Below are 20255 nucleotides of genomic sequence, written 5' to 3'. Positions count from 1 at the left end.
TCGCCATGCTTCACATCTGTTCGCTTGCCGCCCTTCCCGAGACCGTAAGAGCCACCGGCGCCAGCCACATTCTCACCGTGATGGCCAATGTCGATCAGGTGCTGCGGCCGGCTTCGGTGCTGGAGGCCAACCATCTGCGGGTTTCGATGGACGACATCACCGAGCAGATGGATGGCTTTGTGGCACCGTCGGATCTTCATATCGAAAGGGTGCTGAATTTCGTCCGTGGCTGGGATCGCAGCGCGCCGATGGTGGTGCATTGCTATGCCGGCATCAGCCGCTCGACCGCGAGCGCCTTTGCCGCCGCCTGCATGCTCAATCCGCACCGCAACGAGATCGAGATCGCCCGGCAAATTCGCGCCCGCTCGCCGATCGCCTCTCCCAACCGGCTGATCGTCAGCCTCGCCGACAAGGCGCTGGGGCGCGAGGGCCGGATGCTGCGCGCGCTGGACGAAATGGGCCTCGGCAGCATGACGGTCGAAGGCCGGCCATTCCAGCTCGATCTGGAATAGAACCTGTGCGCTCCTGAGGGATATGGCACGAAAATGCCATATCCTTTGCTGCGAAGCGTGCGACATTGCCTCACGGGCTTGATTTGAACTTTTAGCGGACAAAGGCGCACACAGGATTGCAACCGGGCTGCCGACGTGGCCGGTTAACGGTCTGACGCGTCCGCCTGGAGGCTCCATGTTCGACGAACCCTTCGTTTTCTTCGCGCCGATCGCGATCGCGATCGTCGCCCTGATCTTCGCGCGAAAGGCCATTAACCAGGTTGCCGAGCTGCGCGAGCGGCTGGATTTGATGGAGAAACTGGCGGCGGCCGCCGCTACCACCGCCGTGCCTCCGCCGCTACCACCGTTGCAGGAGTTCGAGCAGAGTCGACCGTCGGCTTCATCCGGGGTCGCACCGGAGCCGCCGCCAATCATTCCGGATACGGAATCCATTGCGCCTGCCGCAACGCCTGAGGCTGCAGAGCAAGCTGCCGGCGCGCCGCCGCCACCACCGCCGCCGCTGCCTCAGCCCGACCGCGGCTTCGAGGAAACCGTCGGCACGCGCTGGGTGGTGTGGATCGGCGGGCTGACGCTGGCGCTCGGCGGATTCTTCATGGTGCGCTATTCGATCGAGGCCGGCCTGCTGGGGCCAGAGGTCCGCACGATGCTGGGCGGCCTGTTCGCGCTGGCCCTGCTGCTGGCCGGCGAATGGACCCGCCGCAAGGAGAGCGTGTCTTCCATCGCAGCGCTGCCGATCGCCAATATCCCGGCTATCCTGACGGCCGCCGGAACGGCAGTGGCGTTCGCGACGGTGTATGCGGCCTATGCGCTGTACGGCTTCCTGGTGCCGGCCACCGCGTTCATCCTGCTGGGACTGGTGGCGCTGGGCACGCTGGCCGCGGCGCTGCTGCATGGGCCGGCGCTCGCCGGTCTCGGCGTTGTCGGCGCCTTTGTCACGCCAGTCCTGGTTTCATCCGGCAAGCCGGACTTCTGGGCGCTCTACATCTATCTCGCGATCGTCACCGCAGCCGCTTTCGGCCTTGCGCGCGTGAGGCTGTGGCGCTGGCTCGCGGTCACCACGATCGCGTTCGCGCTGCTCTGGACGTTCCCTTGCCTGCAATGCGGTCCGTCGATGGTCGGTCCGCATGCGTTCCACGTGCTCGCCGGCTTCATTCTCGCCGCATTGCTCGTGGTGTGCGGATTCATGTTCGGCCCGCCCGCCGACGAGGGGCAGGTCGAGCCGATCTCATCCGGCTCGCTCGCCGCCTATCTGTTCGGCGCAACCTTGATCGTGCTGAACGGTTTTCATGCCGACACCGCGATGATTGTGTTTGGCCTGCTGGTGGCCGGCAGTCTCCTGGTCGCCTGGCGCAGCGATGCCGCCGCCGGTGCGGTCGGGGCCGCCGCTGCATTGGTCTTTGTCGTATTCGCCGAATGGGCCGTTCGCGCCAATCCCGACATGCTGGTGCTGCCCGGCGGCCCGTTGTCAGACATCGGGCCGAACGCCACCGACGGATCGGTGTCGCTGCACCTGATATCGGCCGCGATCTTCGCTGCAGGCTTTGGCGTGGCGGGATTCCTCGCTCAGGGCCGCTTCGCGGGGCCGGTCATACCGGTGATCTGGTCGGCCTCGGCCGTCTTCACGCCGCTGGCGCTGCTGGTCGCGCTCTATGCCCGCATCGCGCATCTCGACCGCTCGATCCCGTTTGCGATTCTCGCGGTCGTGCTGGCTGCGGCCTATGCCGCCGCGACCGAGATCCTCAGCAAACGCGATGACCGACCGGGACTACAGGCCTCGATCGCGCTGTTTGCGACCGGCACGCTGGCAGCGCTGGCGCTGGCGCTGACCTTTGCGCTGGAAAAAGGCTGGCTGACGATCGCGCTCGCGCTGATGTCGGCAGGTACTGCCTGGATTTCGACGCAGCGGCCGATCCCGTTCCTCCGCACGCTCGCCGCCATTCTCGCCGGCATTGTCGTGCTGCGCATCGGCTACGAGCCGCGCATCGTGGGCAGTGCCGTCGGCACCACCCCGATCTTCAACTGGCTGTTGTGGGGCTACGGCATTCCGGCGGCATCGTTCTGGGCCGGCAGCATCTTGCTGCGCCGTGGCGGGGATGATGCGCCGCTGCGAACCGTGGAATCGGCGGCGATCCTGTTCACGGTGCTGCTGGCGTTCATGGAAATCCGCCATGCCGTCAACAATGGCGACGTATACCGGCAGAGCGCCGGCCTTACCGAGGTTGCGCTGCAGGTCTGCGTTGCACTCGCGATGGCGATCGGGCTGGAGCGCCTGCGCATCCGCACCGGCAGCGTCATTCACAATGCCGGCGCGACCCTGCTCACGGCCTTCGCCGGTCTCGCGGCGGTGTTCGGGCTGCTGATGCTGGAGAACCCAATTCTCTGGTACATCGACGTCGGCGGCGCAGTCATCAACCTGCTGCTGCTCGGCTACGCCCTGCCCGCAGTTCTCGCACTGCTGTTGTCATATGCTGTCGCAGGCCAGCGCCCAGTCAGCTACGCCAACACGATCGCGGCGGGTGCGCTCATTCTCGCGCTTGCCTATGTGACGTTTGAAATCAGAAGAATTTATCACGGCCCGGTCATGTCGGTCGGCCCGACCACCGGCGCCGAGCAATACACTTACTCGATCGCCTACCTCGCGTTCGGCGTCGTCCTGCTCGGGATCGGCATTCTCTTCAATTCGCAGCGCGCGCGGCTGGCGTCAGCGGTCGTCATCGCGCTGACAATCCTGAAAGCCTTCCTGATCGACATGTCGACACTGACGGGCGTCTATCGCGCGCTATCGTTCATGTGCCTCGGGCTGGTGCTGGTGGCGATCGGCTGGCTGTACCAGCGGATCCTGTTCCGCAGGCAAGCGACGGCGCCGGTCGCCCCGGCAATGCCGACAGGGAGCTGATCAGGCAGCGCGTACCGAATCGAGGAATTTAGCGACCTCGAGCTTGAGACGGTTGCTGTCTCCTGACAGCGACTGCGCCGCGGAGAGAACGTGTGACGAGGCGGTCTCCGTCTCGGTCGCGCCGCGCTGCACGTCGGTGATGTTGGCAGAGACCATCTGTGTTCCCATCGCCGCCTGCTGCACGTTGCGGGAGATTTCCTGCGTCGCCGCGCCCTGCTCTTCCACGGCGGCCGCGATCGCGGAGGAAATTTCGGAAAGCTTTCCGATGGTGCCCGAAATCTCCTGGATGGCGCCGACCGAATCCTGGGTCGCAGCCTGGATGCCGGTGATCTGTTGCCCGATCTCGCCGGTGGCCTTGGCGGTCTGTTCGGCCAGCGCCTTCACTTCGGACGCAACGACCGCGAAGCCACGGCCGGCTTCACCGGCGCGCGCCGCCTCGATGGTGGCGTTGAGCGCAAGCAAATTGGTCTGGCCCGCGATGTTGTTGATGAGCTCGATCACGTCGCCGATGCGGGCGGCGGCTTTCGACAATTCGCCGACCCGATCGTTGGTCCTTGAAGCCTGATCCACGGCTTCGCTGGCCATCCGCGCGGATTCCTGCACCTGCCGGCTGATCTCGTTGACCGAGGACGCCATTTCCTCGGTGGCGGATGCGACCGACTGCACATTGGTGGAGGCTTCCTCCGAGGCTGCCGAGACGGTGGTGGCGAGTTCCTGCGCGCGCTCAGCGGTCGAACTCAGCGTGCCTGCAGACGCCTCCAGTTCGGTCGAGGCCGACGATACGGTTTCGACGATCTCGCCAATCATGGCCTCGAAGTTGCGGGTGATGCCGTCGACACGGCGGCCGCGCTCGATCTTGGCTTCGGCATCGCGGGCGGCGGCTTCATCGGCGGCCTTCTTGGCGATCAGCGCATCCTTGAATACCTGCAAGGCGTCCGCCATGGCGCCGATTTCGGTGTTCTCACCGCGGCGCTTCACTTCGGCGGAAAGATCTCCGCTTCCCAGCGCCTGCATCGGCTTCACGATGGAGGCAATCCCGGTCGAGAGGTCGCGGACCAGATAGAGTCCCACGCCGATACCGCAGATGATGACGGCAGCGACAACGCCCAGGACGATCCAGAACGAGAAATTATATCCCTCCGCGGCCTGCCGTGTCGCAGTGTCTGCGCCCGCATTGTTGAGGTTGATGGATTTTTCCAGGAACGCATCGGATTCGGCGGCGATGACTGCAACCTTCTTCGAGATGGCCTCGCTCGCCTCATGGGGAATACGCCCGATACTCTGGCGCGACAGCTCGATCACCTCCTGGACGCCAGTGATATACTTGTCCCAGGCGCGCGCCCAGTTCTCGTAGATCGAGCGCTCTTCGGGAGTGGAAATCAACGGCTCGTAAGCCCTGCGATCCTTCGCGATCCTTTCGAGGATGCCGGCCAGTCGCTTGTCGTTGGCGGCCTTCGCCTCCAGCGTTTCCGCCATGACATGGGCGCGTAGCGCAACGCGGAACAGATTGATGTCCGCGCGCAGTTCACCGAGCACCCGGACACTCGGAAGCCAGCTCGAGGCGATTTCCACCGTATGTGCGTTGATCACCTGCATGCTGCGGATCGCCAGCAGGCCCATGCCGGACATTGCGATCAGCATGAATGCGATCACGGCGATGACCTTGGCGCGAATGGAAAGTGCGGACATGGCTGGCTCTCTCAAGCGTTGGAGACAGGCGCCGCTGAATTATGAGGAACTGCCGTCAAATCTCGATGCGCCGGGAATATTCGGCAACCGTACGCATCAGGTTCCAAGCGATGGTTAACTCGCCGCTCCGTAAAATTACCCGGTTCGGGGGCGTACGCTGGATCGAGCGCTAACCAACGGATTCGGCAACGAGACGAATCCGGAAAACCGGCTTCTTGGCTTCGTCCAGAAGCTCCATCTGCCATTCGGCGTTCTGTTTCAGGCTGCGCGAAAGGCTGCCGAGGAGATTACCGCAGACGTTCGTCATCTCGGTCCACGCCGCCTCGCGGCTTTCGAATTCGGACCCCTGATCGGATGCGCCCGCGTAGCGGCCGTGGCTGATCCGAAAAAAATACAGCGGCATGATTGATCTCATGGGTTGGGCCGCCTCCCGGCCTTCTCTGCCCGTCACCAGTTGGGATGAGATTCGCTACCAGGACATGAATCCGCCAGCCCGTATGACTACGGGTTCCCGTTCGCCAACAAGGCAGGATAGCGGCTGACCCATCGGCGGCGCGCCGGCTCTCGGACCGGTTGCGCGCCCATCCCGAGGCAGCTTGTTGCGGTCCCGAACGCGGTTTCCGCGATCAATCGGTCGAGCGGCGCAGCTCTGGGGCGCCCTCGGCCTTGGCCGGCTCAGACTTGGCCGCTTCGGCCTTCGGCTCGGATTTCACCGGCTCGAGCTTGGCGCTCTCGACGGCCGGCGTTTCGACCCGCGCCGTTACCTCGGCACGTGCATCAGCCGCCCCGCGCGACGGCTCTTCCCGACGATGCAGCGAGCGCGGTCGCGCCACGGAGCGCGCCATCAGCATCTGCGAGGCTCCCTGATGGCGGAAATCGCAATAGGCGAAGCCCATACCCGAGACGGAGCCGCGGAACGAGCGATCGTCGCGCTTGTCGAGATTGAAGCACGGCTCGAACGGAAGACCCTTGATCGAAGCGCAGACGGCCTGGCCGCGAATCTGCAGCGTGTTGCCGGGCAGGCGTACATGGCGGATCGGGCCCGAGCCCGCGAATTGGACCGAGCCGGCAGCACCGAGATCGTCGAGGATGCGGCCAGCGCCGCGGGTGCCGTCGAAACAGGTAAAGGCGAAAACCTTGCCGCTCACAAACCTGCGCGCCTCGTCGGCATTCATGCTCCCGGCCAGCGCAGGAACAATCATCGCACTGGCCGTGACGGCCCCCAGAACCAAACGCGCAAGCATGCAGCTACTCCAACTTAACAATAGCGCGGGCGCCCGCCTTTACCCCGTGCTTACCATACCAACCGTGGCAACATTGGAGCAGGTTGGTTGGTAAAGTCTGAACGCCGTTAGAGAATTTTTACCACGATTCGACCGCGGACCTGGCCGGCGAGGATTTGCGCACCGGTTCCAATGACTTGGTCGAGGGTGATTTCCCGAGTAATTTCAGCCAGTTTACCCTTATCCAAATCGCTGGCAAGGCGGTTCCAGGCAAGCTTGCGCTGGGGCAACGGACACATCACGGAATCGATGCCGAGAAGGCACACCCCGCGTAAAATGAAAGGCGCGACCGAAGACGGCAGGTCCATGCCGGCGGCAAGCCCGCAAGCGGCGATGGCGCCGCCATATTTGGTCATCGAGAGCAGGTTGGCGAGCGTGGTCGATCCTACGCTGTCGACGCCGCCCGCCCAGCGCTCCTTCGCCAGCGGCTTGGCGGGCCCTGCCAGTTCGGCACGGTCGATCACCTCGGCTGCGCCGATGCCCTTGAGGTAGTCGGCTTCCGACAGCCGCCCGGTGGATGCGATGACGTGATAGCCGAGCTTGGAGAGCACGGCGGTGGCGACCGAACCGACGCCGCCGGCGGCGCCGGTCACCACGACAGGGCCGCTCGCAGGCGTCAGGCCATGCTTCTCCAGCGCCAGCACCGACAGCATCGCGGTATAGCCGGCGGTGCCGATCGCCATCGCCTCGCGCGTCGAGATGTTTTCCGGGAGCCTTACCAGCCAGTCACCCTTGACGCGGGCCTTTTCGGCATAGGCGCCGAGATGGGTCTCACCCATGCCCCAGCCGTTGCAGACGACCTTGTCGCCGGCCTTCCACGCCGGGTGTGAGGATTGTTCGACGGTGCCTGCGAAATCGATGCCGGCGATCATCGGAAAGCGCCGCACCACAGGGGCCTTGCCGGTGACGGCCAGGCCATCCTTGTAGTTCAGCGTCGACCACTCGACCGCAACCGTGACGTCGCCTTCCATCAATTCGGCTTCGTCGAACTGCGTCAGCGCGACGGTGGTGCCCTTCTCCGCCTTGTCGATCCTGATGGCCTTGAACGTTCCCATGGCGAACTCCCCGGACTTTTCTTTGTCGGGAGTGTTTACCGCATCAGGCGGGTTGTGCAACCGGCCGCGCGACCGGCTGTTCGACGATCGGCAGGTTGATCAGCGCCGACAGCACGCCGAACACGATCGAGAGCCACCAGATCGGCGTGTAGGAACCGAACTGCTCGAACACCACGCCACCGAGCCAGACACCGAGGAAGCCGCCGACCTGATGGCTGACGAAGGCGAAGCCGTACAGCGTGGCGAACCAGCGGGTGCCGAACATCAGCGCCACCAGCGCGGAGGTCGGCGGCACCGTCGAGAGCCAGGTCAGGCCGGTAGCGGCGCCGAATACGATCGCCGAGAATGTGGTGATCGGAAACGAGATGAACGCCATGATCGAAAGCGCGCGGCCAAAATAGATGATCGAGAGGATATAACGCTTGGGATATTTGTTCTGCAGCCAGCCGACGCTCAGCGAGCCGATGATGTTGAACAGACCGATGGCCGCGACCACCCAGCCGCCGGTCTGCGCCGAGACCCCACGATCGGCCAGATAGGCCGGCAGATGCACGGTGATGAACGCAAGCTGGAAGCCGCAGGTGAAGAAGCCGAGCACCAATAGAACATAGGAGCGATGGCCGAACGCCTCCGCCAGCGCGGTCTTGAATGATTGCTGGTCGGCGACAGGAACGTTCGACGACGCCGCAGGCGGCGTCGCGATCGCGAGCGACAGCGGGACGATCAGCAGCATCAGCAACGCGAACACCGTCAGCGCCGCCTCCCAGCCGAAATTGTCGATCATCGCGACGCCGAACGGTGCGAACAAAAATTGCCCGAACGAGCCGGCCGCGGTGCCGGCGCCGAGCGCCATGCCACGCTTCTCGGGCGGCAGCAGCTTGCTGAACGCCGACAACACGAGGTTGAACGAACAGCCGGAAAGACCGAAGCCGATCAGGACGCCGGCGCCAAGATCGAGCGACAAGGGCGTCGTGGAATAACGCATCAAGAGCAGGCCGCCGGCATAGAGCAGCGCACCGACGATCATCACGCGCAAGATGCCGAACCGGTCGGCGATGGCGCCCGCAATCGGCTGGCCCAGGCCCCACAACAGGTTCTGCAGCGCCAGCGCGAGGCCGAAGACATCGCGGCCCCAGGTGAATTCCCGGCTCATCGGCTGGACGAAAAAGCCGAGGGTCGAGCGCGGCCCGAAGCTCAACAGTGCGATCGCGCAGCCGCAGATGATGATGACGAGCGGCGTCCGCCAGGCGCCAAGGCCGGAAGATGGACGAAGGTCGCCGGTCGTCACTGCCATTTATTTCCCCTGGACCATCGGCGCCCGGAACCGCCAGGCGAAACGTTACGGTGAGTTAATGCAGCTGCATGAAAACCCCAAGGGGGCGCATAGAAAAATTTTCCGCTGCAGGGCAGCTCTGCAAAATTAGCGAGGGCAATCAGAGCAATTTGCCGGGCTGACGCCCCGCGCCGACGTCGTCCCTGTGAACGCAGGGACCCATACGCCGCGGCCGCGCAGTTTAAGGAAGTGCCCGTCGTTCGATTTCGTTTCGACAATCACCGCCGGTGGTTATGGGTCCCTGCATTCGCAGGGACGACGCCGAGAGCTACCGTTTCGCGCTGGTCTGCTCGGCCGAGCTTTGTGCGGCTTCGGCGAGTTTGGCGGAGATCGCCGCGGTTTCGGCCTGGCTTCCCCAGCTCGGTGCGTCACTGCCGTTGCCCCAGGCGCGCGGCCGGTAGAAGGTATGCACGCCGGTCTTGTACATCTTCTTCATTTCATTGGTCCAGGACGGCCGCACCCAATAGGCATGGTAGTGCGTCGACTTGTCGACTTCCGGCAACCAGAGCTGGCCGTCAAGCATCGCTTTCGCGATTTTCTGCGCACGCTCCCACATGTCGGGTTCGCGAATGACGTCCTTGTTGTTGTCGCAGGCGAAGGTGAACTGGCAGGCCAAATGACGGTGCTTGTTCTGGTAGACCACGCCGCACACGGTTTCCGGATATTTGCCGGAGAAGGCGCGGTTCAGCACCACCTGCGCCACCGCGATCTGGCCCCGCACCGCTTCGCCGCGGGCTTCGAAATAGACCGCCTCGGCCAGGCACTTCTCCGACTTGGCGCGCGACTTTTCGTCGAACAGGCCGAGACGTTCGGCTGGCGTCGTGGCGCGCTGGTTGTCGGAATTGACCTCGCCCTTCGGCGCAACGCTCTCGCCCATCTCGCCGGCCCGCACCGGACCGTCGGCATCGACCGGCAGCGAAGCCATCACCTTCATGTCGGGATCGGGGATCGCGCCCGGCATCACGATGACAGGCTCTTCGCCGGGCCGCCAGCGCTCGATGCTCTCGGGAGAGCCGAGCGACGAACCAAAGAAGAGGCTCGAGGTCTTGAAGGAGAAACCATCGCGCGGCGGCACAGGCGTGCGCGCGGCCTCGCGCTTTTCCGGAACGGTCTTGAGTTCGTCCTGAGGTCTAGTTTCGAGCGACAGCGACATGTCGTATTGCGCCAGCGGCGGCGCGCTCAACGCGGCCTGCAACTCGGGATCGAGCGGCGCGCGCTCGACGGGCGGCGCCGTCTCGGCGGTCTTGGCGCCCTTGACCGATGTATTCGATGTCGCGGGGTCCTCGGTCGCCGGCGCGCGCTCGGCCGGGCTTGCGGCTTCCGCAGGCGGCGGCGTCACGACGAGACGATCGCCCTTCAGCGTGCGATCAACCTTGGGAAAATCGGCGGCGTGATAACGCGGTGGCGGAGCGACGAGCGGATTGCGCGTCACGGATCCCGTGATGTCGATGCCTTGGTTATCGAGGCTCGCCAGCCGGTAGGTCGCAGTTTGCGGCGAGGAGGTTCCGATCGGACGGCCGAAAGAGAACGTTGCGACCTGGATGGTGCCTGCGGCGGAGAATACCCGGTTCTGCCAACGCTCGGCGACGCCGGGCTGGCGCGCCAGCAGCGAAGCGATATCCTGATATCCGATCTCGGTCGGCATCAAAGCGAAGACGCAGAGACCGAGGCCGAAGGACGCGAACCGCGCGCCCTTCGGCTGGCTACGCAACACAAACATTGTACGCTCACGCAACGCTTACACGATCGAACGTCAGTACATCCGTGCAATTCGACCTTTTTTGTTGGTATCGAATTTAGGTTGCCGGGGAGTTAATCGGCGTGACCTGCGTGCTACACGCAAGACATCGCGTGATTTTCGCGGATTGCATGAGAAGTGTTGGTAAACAGGCGGGCGACAAAAGTGGTAAACATCCCGTCAACGAAGATGATGAAGAAATTGATGCGCGAATTTCCTCTTTCGCATCTTTGCGTGCATAGCGGCGCGGCCTGCCAAGATGTCGAAGAAGTCTGCGAGACTGAAGTTCCGCCGTCATTGCGAGCGAAGCAATCCATCGCATGGCACAACGGATAGATGGATTGCTTCGTCGCTTGCGCTCCTCGCAATGACGGCCTCCATCGTCATGGCCGGGCTTGTCCCGGCCATCCACGTCTTCGCTCTCGCGGGCATAAAAACGTGGATGCCCGGGACAAGCCCGGGCATGACGTCGTCTTTATGCTTGTACTGTTGAAGAAGAACTACGCCTGGCTCGCAACCGTCTTGCCGAGCGCGGCCTGCGCGGCGGCAAGGCGGGCGATCGGCACGCGATAGGGCGAGCACGACACATAGTCGAGCCCGATTTCGTGGCAGAACGCCACTGAAGCAGGATCGCCGCCATGCTCGCCGCAAATGCCGACCTTGAGACCGGGCCGGGCCTTGCGGCCGCGGGTGACGCCGATCTTCACCAGTTCACCGACGCCATCGCGATCGACCGAGATGAACGGATCGATTTCAAGGATCCCCTTGCTGACATAGGTGCCGAGGAAACTCGCGGCGTCGTCGCGGCTGATGCCGTAGGTAGTCTGGGTCAGGTCGTTGGTGCCGAACGAGAAGAACTCCGCGGTCTGCGCGATATCGCCGGCCATCAGGCACGCGCGCGGAAGCTCGATCATCGTACCAACTTGATAGGCGAGCTTTTTGCCAGTCTCCTTCATCACCGACTGCGCGGTGGCGTCGATCCGCGCCTTGATCAGATCGAACTCGGCCTTGGTCGCGATCAACGGCACCATCACCTCGAGGCCGACGGCATTGCTGGTGCGCTTTTCGGCTTCGACCGCAGCTTCGAAGATCGCGCGCGCCTGCATCTCGGCGATCTCAGGATAGGCGATGGCGAGGCGGCAGCCGCGGAAGCCCAGCATCGGGTTGAACTCGGCGAGATCGCGGGCGCGATCGGCGAGCCGGCGCGGATCGGTGTTCATCGCACGCGCGACTTCCTCGATCTCGGCCTGGGTGTGCGGCAGGAATTCGTGCAGCGGCGGATCGAGCAGGCGGATCGTGACCGGCAGCCCCTTCATGATCTCGAACAGCTCGACGAAATCCGCGCGCTGCATCGGCAGCAGCTTCGACAGTGCCGCGCGGCGCGACTGTTCGTCCTCGGAAAGGATCATCTCGCGCACGGTGCGGATGCGGGTTTCCTCGAAGAACATGTGCTCGGTGCGGCACAGCCCGATGCCCTCGCCGCCAAACTTGATGGCGGTGCGTGCATCCTCCGGCGTGTCGGCGTTGACGCGAACGCCCAGCTTGCGGACCTGGTCGGCCCAGCCCATTAGCGTGCCGAATTCGCCCGACAGCTTCGGTTCGATCATCGGCATCCGGCCGGCCAGCACCTGGCCCAGCGAACCGTCGATGGTGATGACGTCGCCGGTCTTGAAGGTGCGCGAGCCGATGCTCATCGTGCCCCGGCCGTAATCGACGCGAATGGCGCCGCAGCCGGAGACGCAGGGCTTGCCCATGCCGCGCGCCACCACGGCAGCGTGCGAGGTCATGCCGCCGCGGGTGGTGAGAATGCCTTCGGCGGCGTGCATGCCGTGAATGTCTTCCGGGCTGGTTTCGATCCGCACCAGAATGACGTTGCGGCCGTCGGCCTGCAGCTTGGCGGCTTCGTCGGACGAGAACACGATCTCGCCCGATGCAGCGCCGGGCGATGCCGGCAGGCCGGTCGCGATCACGTCGCGCTTGGCCGCGGGATCGATGGTCGGGTGCAGCAGTTGATCCAGCGAAGCCGGATCGATCCGCATCACCGCGTCCTTTTTCGAGATCAGGCCTTCATTGGCGAGTTCGACCGCGATGCGCAGCGCGGCCTTCGCCGTGCGCTTGCCGCCGCGGGTCTGCAGCATCCACAATTTGCCCTGCTCGACCGTGAACTCCATGTCCTGCATGTCGCGGTAGTGCTTTTCGAGTAGTGTGTAGAACCGCGTCAGTTCCTTGAACGCCTCCGGCATCGCGCTTTCCATCGACGGCTTGTCGGAGCCGGATTCCTGGCGCGCTTCCTCAGTGATGTCCTGCGGCGTGCGAATGCCCGCCACCACGTCCTCACCCTGCGCGTTGATCAGGAATTCGCCGTAGAGCTTGCTCTCGCCGGTGGAGGGATTGCGCGTGAACGCGACGCCGGTCGCGGACGTCTCGCCCATGTTGCCGAACACCATGGCCTGCACGTTGACGGCGGTGCCCCAGGATTCCGGGATGTCGTGCAGGCGGCGGTAGGTGACCGCACGCGCATTCATCCAGGATGAGAACACCGCGCCGATCGCGCCCCACAATTGCTCGTGCGGATCCTGCGGAAAATCCTTGCCGGTCTCGCGCGCCACGGCTTCCTTGTACTTGCCGACCAGTTCGACCCAGTCGTCGCCGGAGAGATCGGTGTCGAGCGTATAGCCCTGGCCGTCCTTGAAGGTGTCGAGGATGTCCTCGAAGTGATGATGCTCGAAGCCGAGCACCACGTCCGAATACATCGTGATGAAGCGGCGATAGCTGTCATAGGCAAAGCGGCGATCGCCGGAGAGATCGGCGAGCGCTTCGACGGTCTTGTCGTTCAGGCCGAGATTGAGCACGGTGTCCATCATGCCCGGCATCGAGGCACGGCCGCCGGAGCGGACCGACACCAGAAGCGGATTCTTCGAATCGCCGAACGCCTTGCCGGTCAGCTTGCCGACATGATCGAGCGCCTTCTCGACCTGCGCCTTCAGTGCGGCGGGATAGGATTTGTCGTGCGCGTAGAAATAGGTGCAGACCGAGGTCGGAATGGTGAAGCCCGGGGGTACCGGCAGGCCAAGATTGGCCATTTCGGCGAGGTTGGCGCCCTTGCCGCCCAAGAGGTCGCGCAGGCCCGCTTTGCCCTCCGCCTTGCCGTCCCCGAACGTATAGACCCACTTGCCGGATTTTACCGCCTCGGCGGCCGGCTTGCGAACCGCAGCCTTCTTGGCCGCGCCCTTGGCCACCGGCTTGGCCGGGGCCTTCTTCAGCGCTTTGCGGGCGGCAGGCGCGGCAGCGGCCTTAGGCCGGGCCGATGGCTTTGATTTCGCTGCAGATTTCACTGCGGCCTTCTTGGACTTCGCGACGGCTTTGGCCATGGATTCCAACTATCCGAAAAAGGTGAGAAGATTGCGCGCCTTACACCACTTTGAAGGGTTCCGCGCAAGCCGCGAACCCTGCTTTCCCGCGCGGTATAGCGTTTTCGAGCGAAGTGGATACCGGTTCGCGTGAAGAAAACGCGTCAAAACAGAAATCTAAAGCGCCGGTTCTGGTTGCATCAGAAGCGGAGCTTTAGAACCGAAGCATCTTGAACACACCGAGACCGGCCAAACCGACCACGATCAAGTAGATGGCGACGATGAAATTCAGGAACCGCGGCATAATCAGAATCAAGACGCCCGCGATCAGGGCGACGAGCGGGGAAATGTGCGCAGCGGTGATGGTCATTGAAATCTCCGGCTGATGAGGGGGAATCGAATCGAGGGTGGCAACTTAGCCGCTGGCGCGGTTTCGGAATAGCAAGACGCCCACCACTTCAATGGGTTCCAGCCTCCTCAACAATTCCCCAGAAATGCCGCGTATGAGGCCGCGTTTTTGCCGGAACAATGCTGCACGGGATGAATTGGCCCGCATTGTGTGTGCTGGCGAAAGCTGGCGCCTCTTCTCGCGAAGGAGTTGACCATGCGGAACAGAGTACTTGCCATTGCAGCGATCGCCGGCGCGATGGCTGCCCCGATCGCAGCTCAGGCGCAAAGCACGATCACCACCGGCACCGCCGGCGGCAGCACGGTCGTCATCGGTGAACACGAAGGCATCGCTGCCGACCAGCGGCCGGCCTTCCGTGAATACATCGTGCGTGAACGCGTGCCGAACTACACGATTTCCGAGCGCGTAACCGTCGGTGGGGTGCTGCCGGAAGCCGGCGTCACCTACTACGACGTGCCGCAATCGTTCGGCATGACGCCCTATCGCTACACCGTGGTGAACGGCCAGACGATATTGGTCGAACCGCGTTCGCGTCGCATCGTTCAGGTGGTCGATTGACCTCAGTAGCCTGAACGATTAGTCCGGGCGCCGCGCAAGCGGATGTGCGCGAGACACGACCGGACACGAAGCCCCGCCCGGCGTCCCCTCCGGGCGGGGTTTTCTTTGTGTGATGCTTATCGCGAACGCGGTGCCGTAGGGTGGGCAAAGGAGCGTTAGCGACGTGCCCACCAGTCCAGCGGCGTGTTTGTTGGGAAGGTGGTGGGCACGCTTCGCTTTGCCCACCCTACAATTTATTCCCTGATTTCCAGGCCTGGCTTCTTCACCACGAGCCGGTGAATCTTCTTTCCCGATGAGGCGCTGACCGTCTCTTCATCCAGCAACACCGTCGTCGCCTTCAGTTCCGCCAGCACCACGGCGGCGTCGAACGCCGCGTAAAGGCGGCCCTGCGCATCGCGCTGATCGGCGCCCTCGGTGACGCGCCAGCTCAGATAGAGAATGCCGCTGGGCTTGACGATATCGAGCAGCCGGCGAACCGATGCTGCAATCTGCTTGCGGTCGAGATGCATGATCACGGTTTCGCACAGGACGTTATCGAACGTCCCGACGCCGCGCAGTTCGGGCAATTCGGCATGCGCGAACTTGAACGAGGGATATCGCCGGCGCGCCTCGTTGAGCAGGCCTTCGGAAGGATCGAAGCCCACGGCCGAAAAACCGTTGGCGTGGAGCCAGGCGACCTCCCGGCCGCAGCCGCAGCCGACATCGGCCGAAGTGCCGCCACGCACGAAAAACCGCTCGACGACTTCCTGCAGGTCGACGGGCGCCGGCTGACCGACCCAATCCTTCGCGAACGCCGCCGCATCCAGGTCGTAAGCGGCGAGCGTCTGACGATCCATGATTTAGCCTTCGATCTTCGAAAAATCCGCAACCGCGCGGGTCGCCGCGCGGATCTCGTTCAGAAGCTTTAGTCGGTTCTCGCGCACCTTGGGTTCATCGTCATTGACCTTGACCTTGTCGAAGAACGCATCGACTGCCGGTCGCAGCTTGGCCATCGCGCTCATCGCGGTGGCGAAGTCTTCCTTCTGCACTGCAGCACCGGCCTCACGCTTGACTTGATCGATCGCGTTGGCGAGCGCCTTTTCCTCAGGCAGATTGTAAAGCCCGGCATCCGGGGCGCCGTCAAACGCGCGCTTGTCCTTTTTCTCCTCGATCGCAAGGATGTTACTCGCGCGCTTGATCCCTGCAAGCAGGTTCTTGCCATCGTCGGTGTCAAGGAACTTTCCGAGCGCTTCGACGCGGCGGACCACTAACAGCAGATCGTCCTGGCCGCCGAGCGAGAACACGGCATCCACGAGATCGTGACGCGCGCCCTGGTCGCGGAGCTGGACCTTCAAGCGGTCGGCGAAGAAGGAGAGCATATCCCTTGGCAAAGATTTAATCTTAGGCCAACGAAATGGCCCCCCAGGTTGATCAGGAAATGCAATCTCATCATCACCTTCATGAGGACTTCTAGCTCGTCCGTACATTACAAAGAGCTGTCTCTCAGAATACTTTGACCAATCTTGTATAGAATCACATGCAATGAGCTGCGAACTATCTTCAGCGCCATCGTATGAAAACAATCGCCACTGAGAGTTGATCAGCGCGAGGTGCCAAAGATAAGAACTCGCAGCCAAATCTGTTATTCGGACCCTAAGTTGGTTCTCTAGTATCAACCTGATGACGCCCAGCGCCGCTCGCCGCAGGGCATATGGATCTTTGCTTCCAGTCGGCTTTTCATCGATCGCCCAGAATCCGACGAGCGTATCGATCTTGTCAGCCAGCGCGACCGACACGCTCAGCGGATCGTTCGGCACGCGATCGGCGGGTCCTTGCGGCTTGTAATGCTCCTCGTTCGCGGCGGCGACGGAGGCGTCTTCGCCCTGTGCCAGCGCATAGTACTTCCCCATCAAGCCTTGCAGCTCTGGGAACTCGCCGACGACTTCGGTGAGCAAATCAGCTTTCGCCAGATGCGCGGCGCGCTTGGCCTTTTCGACATCGGCGCCGACCAGCGGCGCGATCTCGGCCACCAGCCGCTCGATCCGCTTGATCCGTTCGGCCTGCGTGCCTAGCTTTTCGTGGAACACGATCTGCTCGAACTTCGGCAAGCGGGCTTCGAGCTTCGTCTTCAGGTCGGTTTCGTAGAAGAATTTCGCGTCCGACAGCCGCGCGCGGATCACGCGTTCGTTGCCACCGATGATGGTCTTGCCGCCGTCGGCGGCTTCGATGTTGGCGGTGAGAATGAACTTGTTGGTGAGCTTGCCCGTCTTGGGATCGCTGACGACAAAGCATTTCTGGTTGTTGCGGATGGTGGCGCGGATCACTTCGCCCGGGATCGACAAAAATTCCTCGTCGAACGACCCCATCAGCGCAACCGGCCACTCCACGAGGCCGGCGACCTCGTCCAGCAGCACCTGGTCCTCGACGAGTTCAAAACCTTGCGCGAACGCCAACTGCTTGGCGTCGGCGAGGATGATGTCCTTGCGCGCCTGCGGGTCCAGCACGACCTTGGCCGCCTTCAGCTTGGCTTCGTAATCCTCGAAGCGGCGCACGGAGATCGCAGCCGGCGCCATGAATCTGTGGCCGAACGTGGTCTGCCCGGCCTCGATGCCGTCGACGGAAAACTTCACCACGTCGGGCTCTTCGGTCTCCGGACCAAAGGTCGCGATGATCGAATGCAGCGGCCGCACCCAGGAGAGCGAACCCGACTTGGCCGAGCGTTCGCCCCAGCGCATCGATTTCGGCCAGGGGAAGGTTCTGATGATGACAGGCAGGATCTCGGCGAGCACGTCGATCGTGGCACGTCCCGGCTTTTCGATCAGCGCGATGTAGAAGTCGCCCTTCTTCGGGTCGGTCTGGATCTTGGCGTCTTCGATCCGGACAAGGCCTGTGGCCTTCAAGAATCCCTGGATCGCCGCATCGGGGCCGCCGACGCGCGGGCCGCGGCGTTCTTCCTTCAGGTCGGACTGCCGCGCCGGAATGCCGTGCACGGTGAGCGCCAGCCGCCGCGGCGTCGCGAACGCTTTTGCGCCTTCGTAAACAAGGCCCTCGGCGACGAGCTTGTCGGTGACCATGCGGCGCAAATCGTCCGCCGCCTTCGCCTGCATGCGCGCGGGGATCTCTTCGGAGAAAAGTTCTAACAGAAGATCAGGCATCAGACCGCCCTGCCCGCTTCGGTGTGAACCCAGGCGTCGCCGCAGGCTTTTGCCAGTTCGCGCACGCGCATGATGTAACTCTGCCGCTCCGTCACCGAGATCACGCCGCGGGCGTCGAGCAGGTTGAAGACGTGGCTCGCCTTGATGCACTGGTCATAGGCCGGCAGCGCCATCAGATGTTCTTTCTGGTTGCCGCCCTCGCGCCACCCAGCGGCGAGATACTTTTTGCAGGCGTCCTCGGCCATCTTGAATTGCTCGAACAGCATCGTGGTGTCGGCATATTCGAAATTGTGCCGGGAATATTCCTGCTCGGCCTGCAGGAAGACGTCGCCATAGGTGACCTTGTCGGCGCCGTCGCGACCGTTGAAGTTGAGATCGTAGACGCGATCGACACCCTGCACATACATCGCCAATCGTTCCAGCCCGTAGGTGAGCTCGCCCGCCACAGGCGCGCATTCGACGCCCGCGACCTGCTGGAAATAAGTGAACTGGCTGACTTCCATGCCGTCGCACCAGCACTCCCAGCCCAGCCCCCACGCGCCGAGCGTCGGACTCTCCCAATCGTCCTCGACGAAACGGATGTCGTGCAGGCTGGAATCGATGCCGATGGCGGCCAGCGACTTCAGGTACAGGTCCTGAAGGTTCGGCGGCGACGGCTTCATGATCACCTGAAACTGATAATAGTGCTGCATCCGGTTGGGATTTTCGCCGTAGCGGCCGTCCTTGGGCCGTCGCGACGGCTGCACATAGGCCGCGTTCCAGCGCTTCGGCCCGAGCGCACGCAGGGTCGTCGCGGGATGGAACGTACCGGCGCCCATTTCCATGTCGTAGGGCTGCAGGATCACGCAGCCCTGCTCCGCCCAAAACCGTTGCAGGGCAAGGATGAAGCCCTGGAACGAACGTTCCGGGCGCATATGGGCAGGAAGTGCGTCCATCGGCAGAATCGGTCTCGCGAAGGGGGTTGAAGAGCGCGGGACCGTATCGACGCGGAAGCAGGGAATCAAGGCGGTGCCGGTGGTATGGCACCGCCCAATTGGCGCTAAGGGTTTGTTCTAACCCGGCCGATAAGCGCCGGTGACGGGGTCGCGGCGCAGCGTCGGAATGTCGGACGTCTGGGCGGCTTCGGCGACGCGTGCCAGGCGCGCCTCTTCCAGCTCCCTGTTGATGCGGACGGCAGTCTTGTAGGCCCATCGGACCACGGCGAGCCCACCCAGGGCACCCGCGAATGCGATCAGCGGCGGCATCGGTCGATCCTTGTCGTTCACGTGTCAGCCCCCAATAGGTGCATTGTCGCCCAAGCCGGCCTGCGCCGCAATTCCGCTTTTGGGACTAAATGGCGCGGCTCGATGACCTCCAGTTGATTTCTAGAACCCGAATTTGGCCCAAATCGCCCGGGTTTCGAGCGCGGAAATCAGGTCATCCGGCAATCCTCCGATACCGTCGAATGCGGCCAGCGAGCCCGCCCCCGGCGACTTCCGGCCCAACAGGCCGGCCAGCATCCCGCTTGCGGGCGCAATGACGGGCGTCAGCACCTTCTCGCCAAAGCGCTCGCGCAGCGTCGAGCGGATATCGCCGATCTTGTCCGCAAGGCCCAGCGACACGGACTTCTCGCCCGCCCAGTACTCGCCGGTGAACAGGACGTCCTCGGTTCCCTTGAGCCGCGCACCGCGGCTGCCTTTGACCAGCGCGATGAAGATGGCGTGGATCTCGCGCTGAAGTGCCTTCAGGCGCGCCACGTCATCGGGGTCTTCCGGCAGGAACGGATCGAGCATCGCCTTGTGCTCGCCTGCCGTATAAAGCCGCCGCTCGACGCCAATTCTCTTGAGCAAGTCCTGAAAACCGAAACTGCCGCCGACCACGCCGATCGAGCCAAGGATCGAGGACGGATCGCAAAATATCTCGTCGCCGGCGCAGGCGATCATGTAGCCGCCGGATGCCGCTACATCCTCCACGAACACCAGCACCGGCAGTTTCTTTTCCGCGGCAAGCTGCCTGATCCGCAAATAGATCTGGCGCGATTGCACCGGCGAGCCGCCGGGCGAATTGATCACCAACGCCACCGCCTTGGCGTGCTTGGTGGCGAAAGCGCGTTCGAGCGTCTTGGCGATGCCCGCGAGCGTCAGGCCCGGCCGTAACGGCGTCACCGCACCGATGACACCCGACAGGCGCACCACCGGAACGACGGCGGCGTCGCGCCGGAATTTTGCCGGAATGAGTTGCTTCACCCTGTCAATGAGGTTCGGCAATCCCGCGCGATCACTTATTTGTTCACTCATGCCGTTACCTCGAATTAACCAT

General features: G+C 63.3%; 16 protein-coding genes. 3 read left to right on the top strand and 13 right to left on the bottom strand.

Translation table 11 applies throughout. The features are described 5' to 3' along the window. Window positions 1-5: 5 nt before the first annotated feature. Entirely contained in the window at window positions 6-512 is a 507-nt protein-coding gene (locus IVB22_RS25820; protein WP_247520061.1) for a tyrosine phosphatase family protein, read from the top strand. Between the two features lie 175 nt (window positions 513-687). Continuing rightward, complete coding sequence (locus IVB22_RS25815; protein WP_247520060.1) at window positions 688-3408, top strand: DUF2339 domain-containing protein; 2721 nt, start codon at window positions 688-690, stop codon at window positions 3406-3408. Here the strand turns inward: IVB22_RS25815 and IVB22_RS25810 are convergent, their stop codons facing one another. The 8 genes from IVB22_RS25810 to IVB22_RS25775 form a co-directional block, all read right to left on the bottom strand. Beyond that, on the bottom strand, window positions 3409-5097 hold the full coding sequence (locus IVB22_RS25810) for a methyl-accepting chemotaxis protein (RefSeq protein ID WP_247520059.1): 1689 nt from the start codon (window positions 5095-5097) through the stop codon (window positions 3409-3411). Window positions 5098-5266: 169 nt separating this feature from the next. Beyond that, window positions 5267-5500: a hypothetical protein gene (locus IVB22_RS25805; RefSeq protein ID WP_247520058.1), complete on the bottom strand. Its 234-nt coding sequence runs from the start codon at window positions 5498-5500 to the stop codon at window positions 5267-5269. Window positions 5501-5723: 223 nt separating this feature from the next. Continuing rightward, the gene (locus IVB22_RS25800) at window positions 5724-6341 is read right to left on the bottom strand and encodes a hypothetical protein (protein WP_247520057.1); all 618 of its coding nucleotides are present in this window, start codon (window positions 6339-6341) and stop codon (window positions 5724-5726) included. A 107-nt stretch (window positions 6342-6448) separates the two neighbouring features. Continuing rightward, a complete protein-coding gene (locus IVB22_RS25795) occupies window positions 6449-7435 on the bottom strand; it encodes an MDR family oxidoreductase (RefSeq protein ID WP_247520056.1) in 987 nt (328 codons plus the stop codon). Window positions 7436-7478: 43 nt separating this feature from the next. Next, window positions 7479-8729: an MFS transporter gene (locus IVB22_RS25790; protein ID WP_247520055.1), complete on the bottom strand. Its 1251-nt coding sequence runs from the start codon at window positions 8727-8729 to the stop codon at window positions 7479-7481. 307 nt (window positions 8730-9036) lie between these two features. Next, a complete protein-coding gene (locus IVB22_RS25785) occupies window positions 9037-10488 on the bottom strand; it encodes a cell wall hydrolase (protein ID WP_247520054.1) in 1452 nt (483 codons plus the stop codon). Between the two features lie 518 nt (window positions 10489-11006). Continuing rightward, a complete protein-coding gene (gene ppdK, locus IVB22_RS25780; RefSeq protein ID WP_247520053.1) occupies window positions 11007-13877 on the bottom strand; it encodes a pyruvate, phosphate dikinase in 2871 nt (956 codons plus the stop codon). Between the two features lie 193 nt (window positions 13878-14070). Continuing rightward, window positions 14071-14226, bottom strand: a complete 156-nt coding sequence (locus tag IVB22_RS25775; RefSeq protein ID WP_247520052.1) for a DUF3096 domain-containing protein — start codon at window positions 14224-14226, stop codon at window positions 14071-14073. 234 nt (window positions 14227-14460) lie between these two features. Here IVB22_RS25775 and IVB22_RS25770 point away from each other — a divergent pair, with 234 nt between their 5' ends. Continuing rightward, on the top strand, window positions 14461-14823 hold the full coding sequence (locus IVB22_RS25770) for a DUF1236 domain-containing protein (RefSeq protein WP_247520051.1): 363 nt from the start codon (window positions 14461-14463) through the stop codon (window positions 14821-14823). A 233-nt stretch (window positions 14824-15056) separates the two neighbouring features. Here IVB22_RS25770 and IVB22_RS25765 read toward each other — a convergent pair whose 3' ends face one another. From IVB22_RS25765 to IVB22_RS25745, 5 genes are all read right to left on the bottom strand, one after another. Beyond that, the gene (locus tag IVB22_RS25765; protein ID WP_247520050.1) at window positions 15057-15659 is read right to left on the bottom strand and encodes a bifunctional 2-polyprenyl-6-hydroxyphenol methylase/3-demethylubiquinol 3-O-methyltransferase UbiG; all 603 of its coding nucleotides are present in this window, start codon (window positions 15657-15659) and stop codon (window positions 15057-15059) included. A 3-nt stretch (window positions 15660-15662) separates the two neighbouring features. Beyond that, window positions 15663-17957: a glycine--tRNA ligase subunit beta gene (gene glyS, locus IVB22_RS25760; protein ID WP_247520049.1), complete on the bottom strand. Its 2295-nt coding sequence runs from the start codon at window positions 17955-17957 to the stop codon at window positions 15663-15665. Next, entirely contained in the window at window positions 17957-18892 is a 936-nt protein-coding gene (locus tag IVB22_RS25755) for a glycine--tRNA ligase subunit alpha (RefSeq protein WP_247520048.1), read from the bottom strand. Before IVB22_RS25755 ends, glyS begins: the two co-directional genes overlap by 1 nt. Window positions 18893-19009: 117 nt before the next feature. Then, entirely contained in the window at window positions 19010-19201 is a 192-nt protein-coding gene (locus tag IVB22_RS25750) for a hypothetical protein (protein WP_247520130.1), read from the bottom strand. Window positions 19202-19321: 120 nt separating this feature from the next. Then, window positions 19322-20233 (bottom strand): S49 family peptidase, encoded by a 912-nt coding sequence (locus tag IVB22_RS25745; protein ID WP_247520047.1) that lies wholly within the window; start codon window positions 20231-20233, stop codon window positions 19322-19324. Window positions 20234-20255: the final 22 nt, after the last annotated feature.

Origin of the sequence: Bradyrhizobium sp. 190 (assembly GCF_023073415.1) — a bacterium.
GTDB lineage: Bacteria > Pseudomonadota > Alphaproteobacteria > Rhizobiales > Xanthobacteraceae > Bradyrhizobium.
This window is presented reverse-complemented; position numbering and strand designations above follow the sequence as displayed.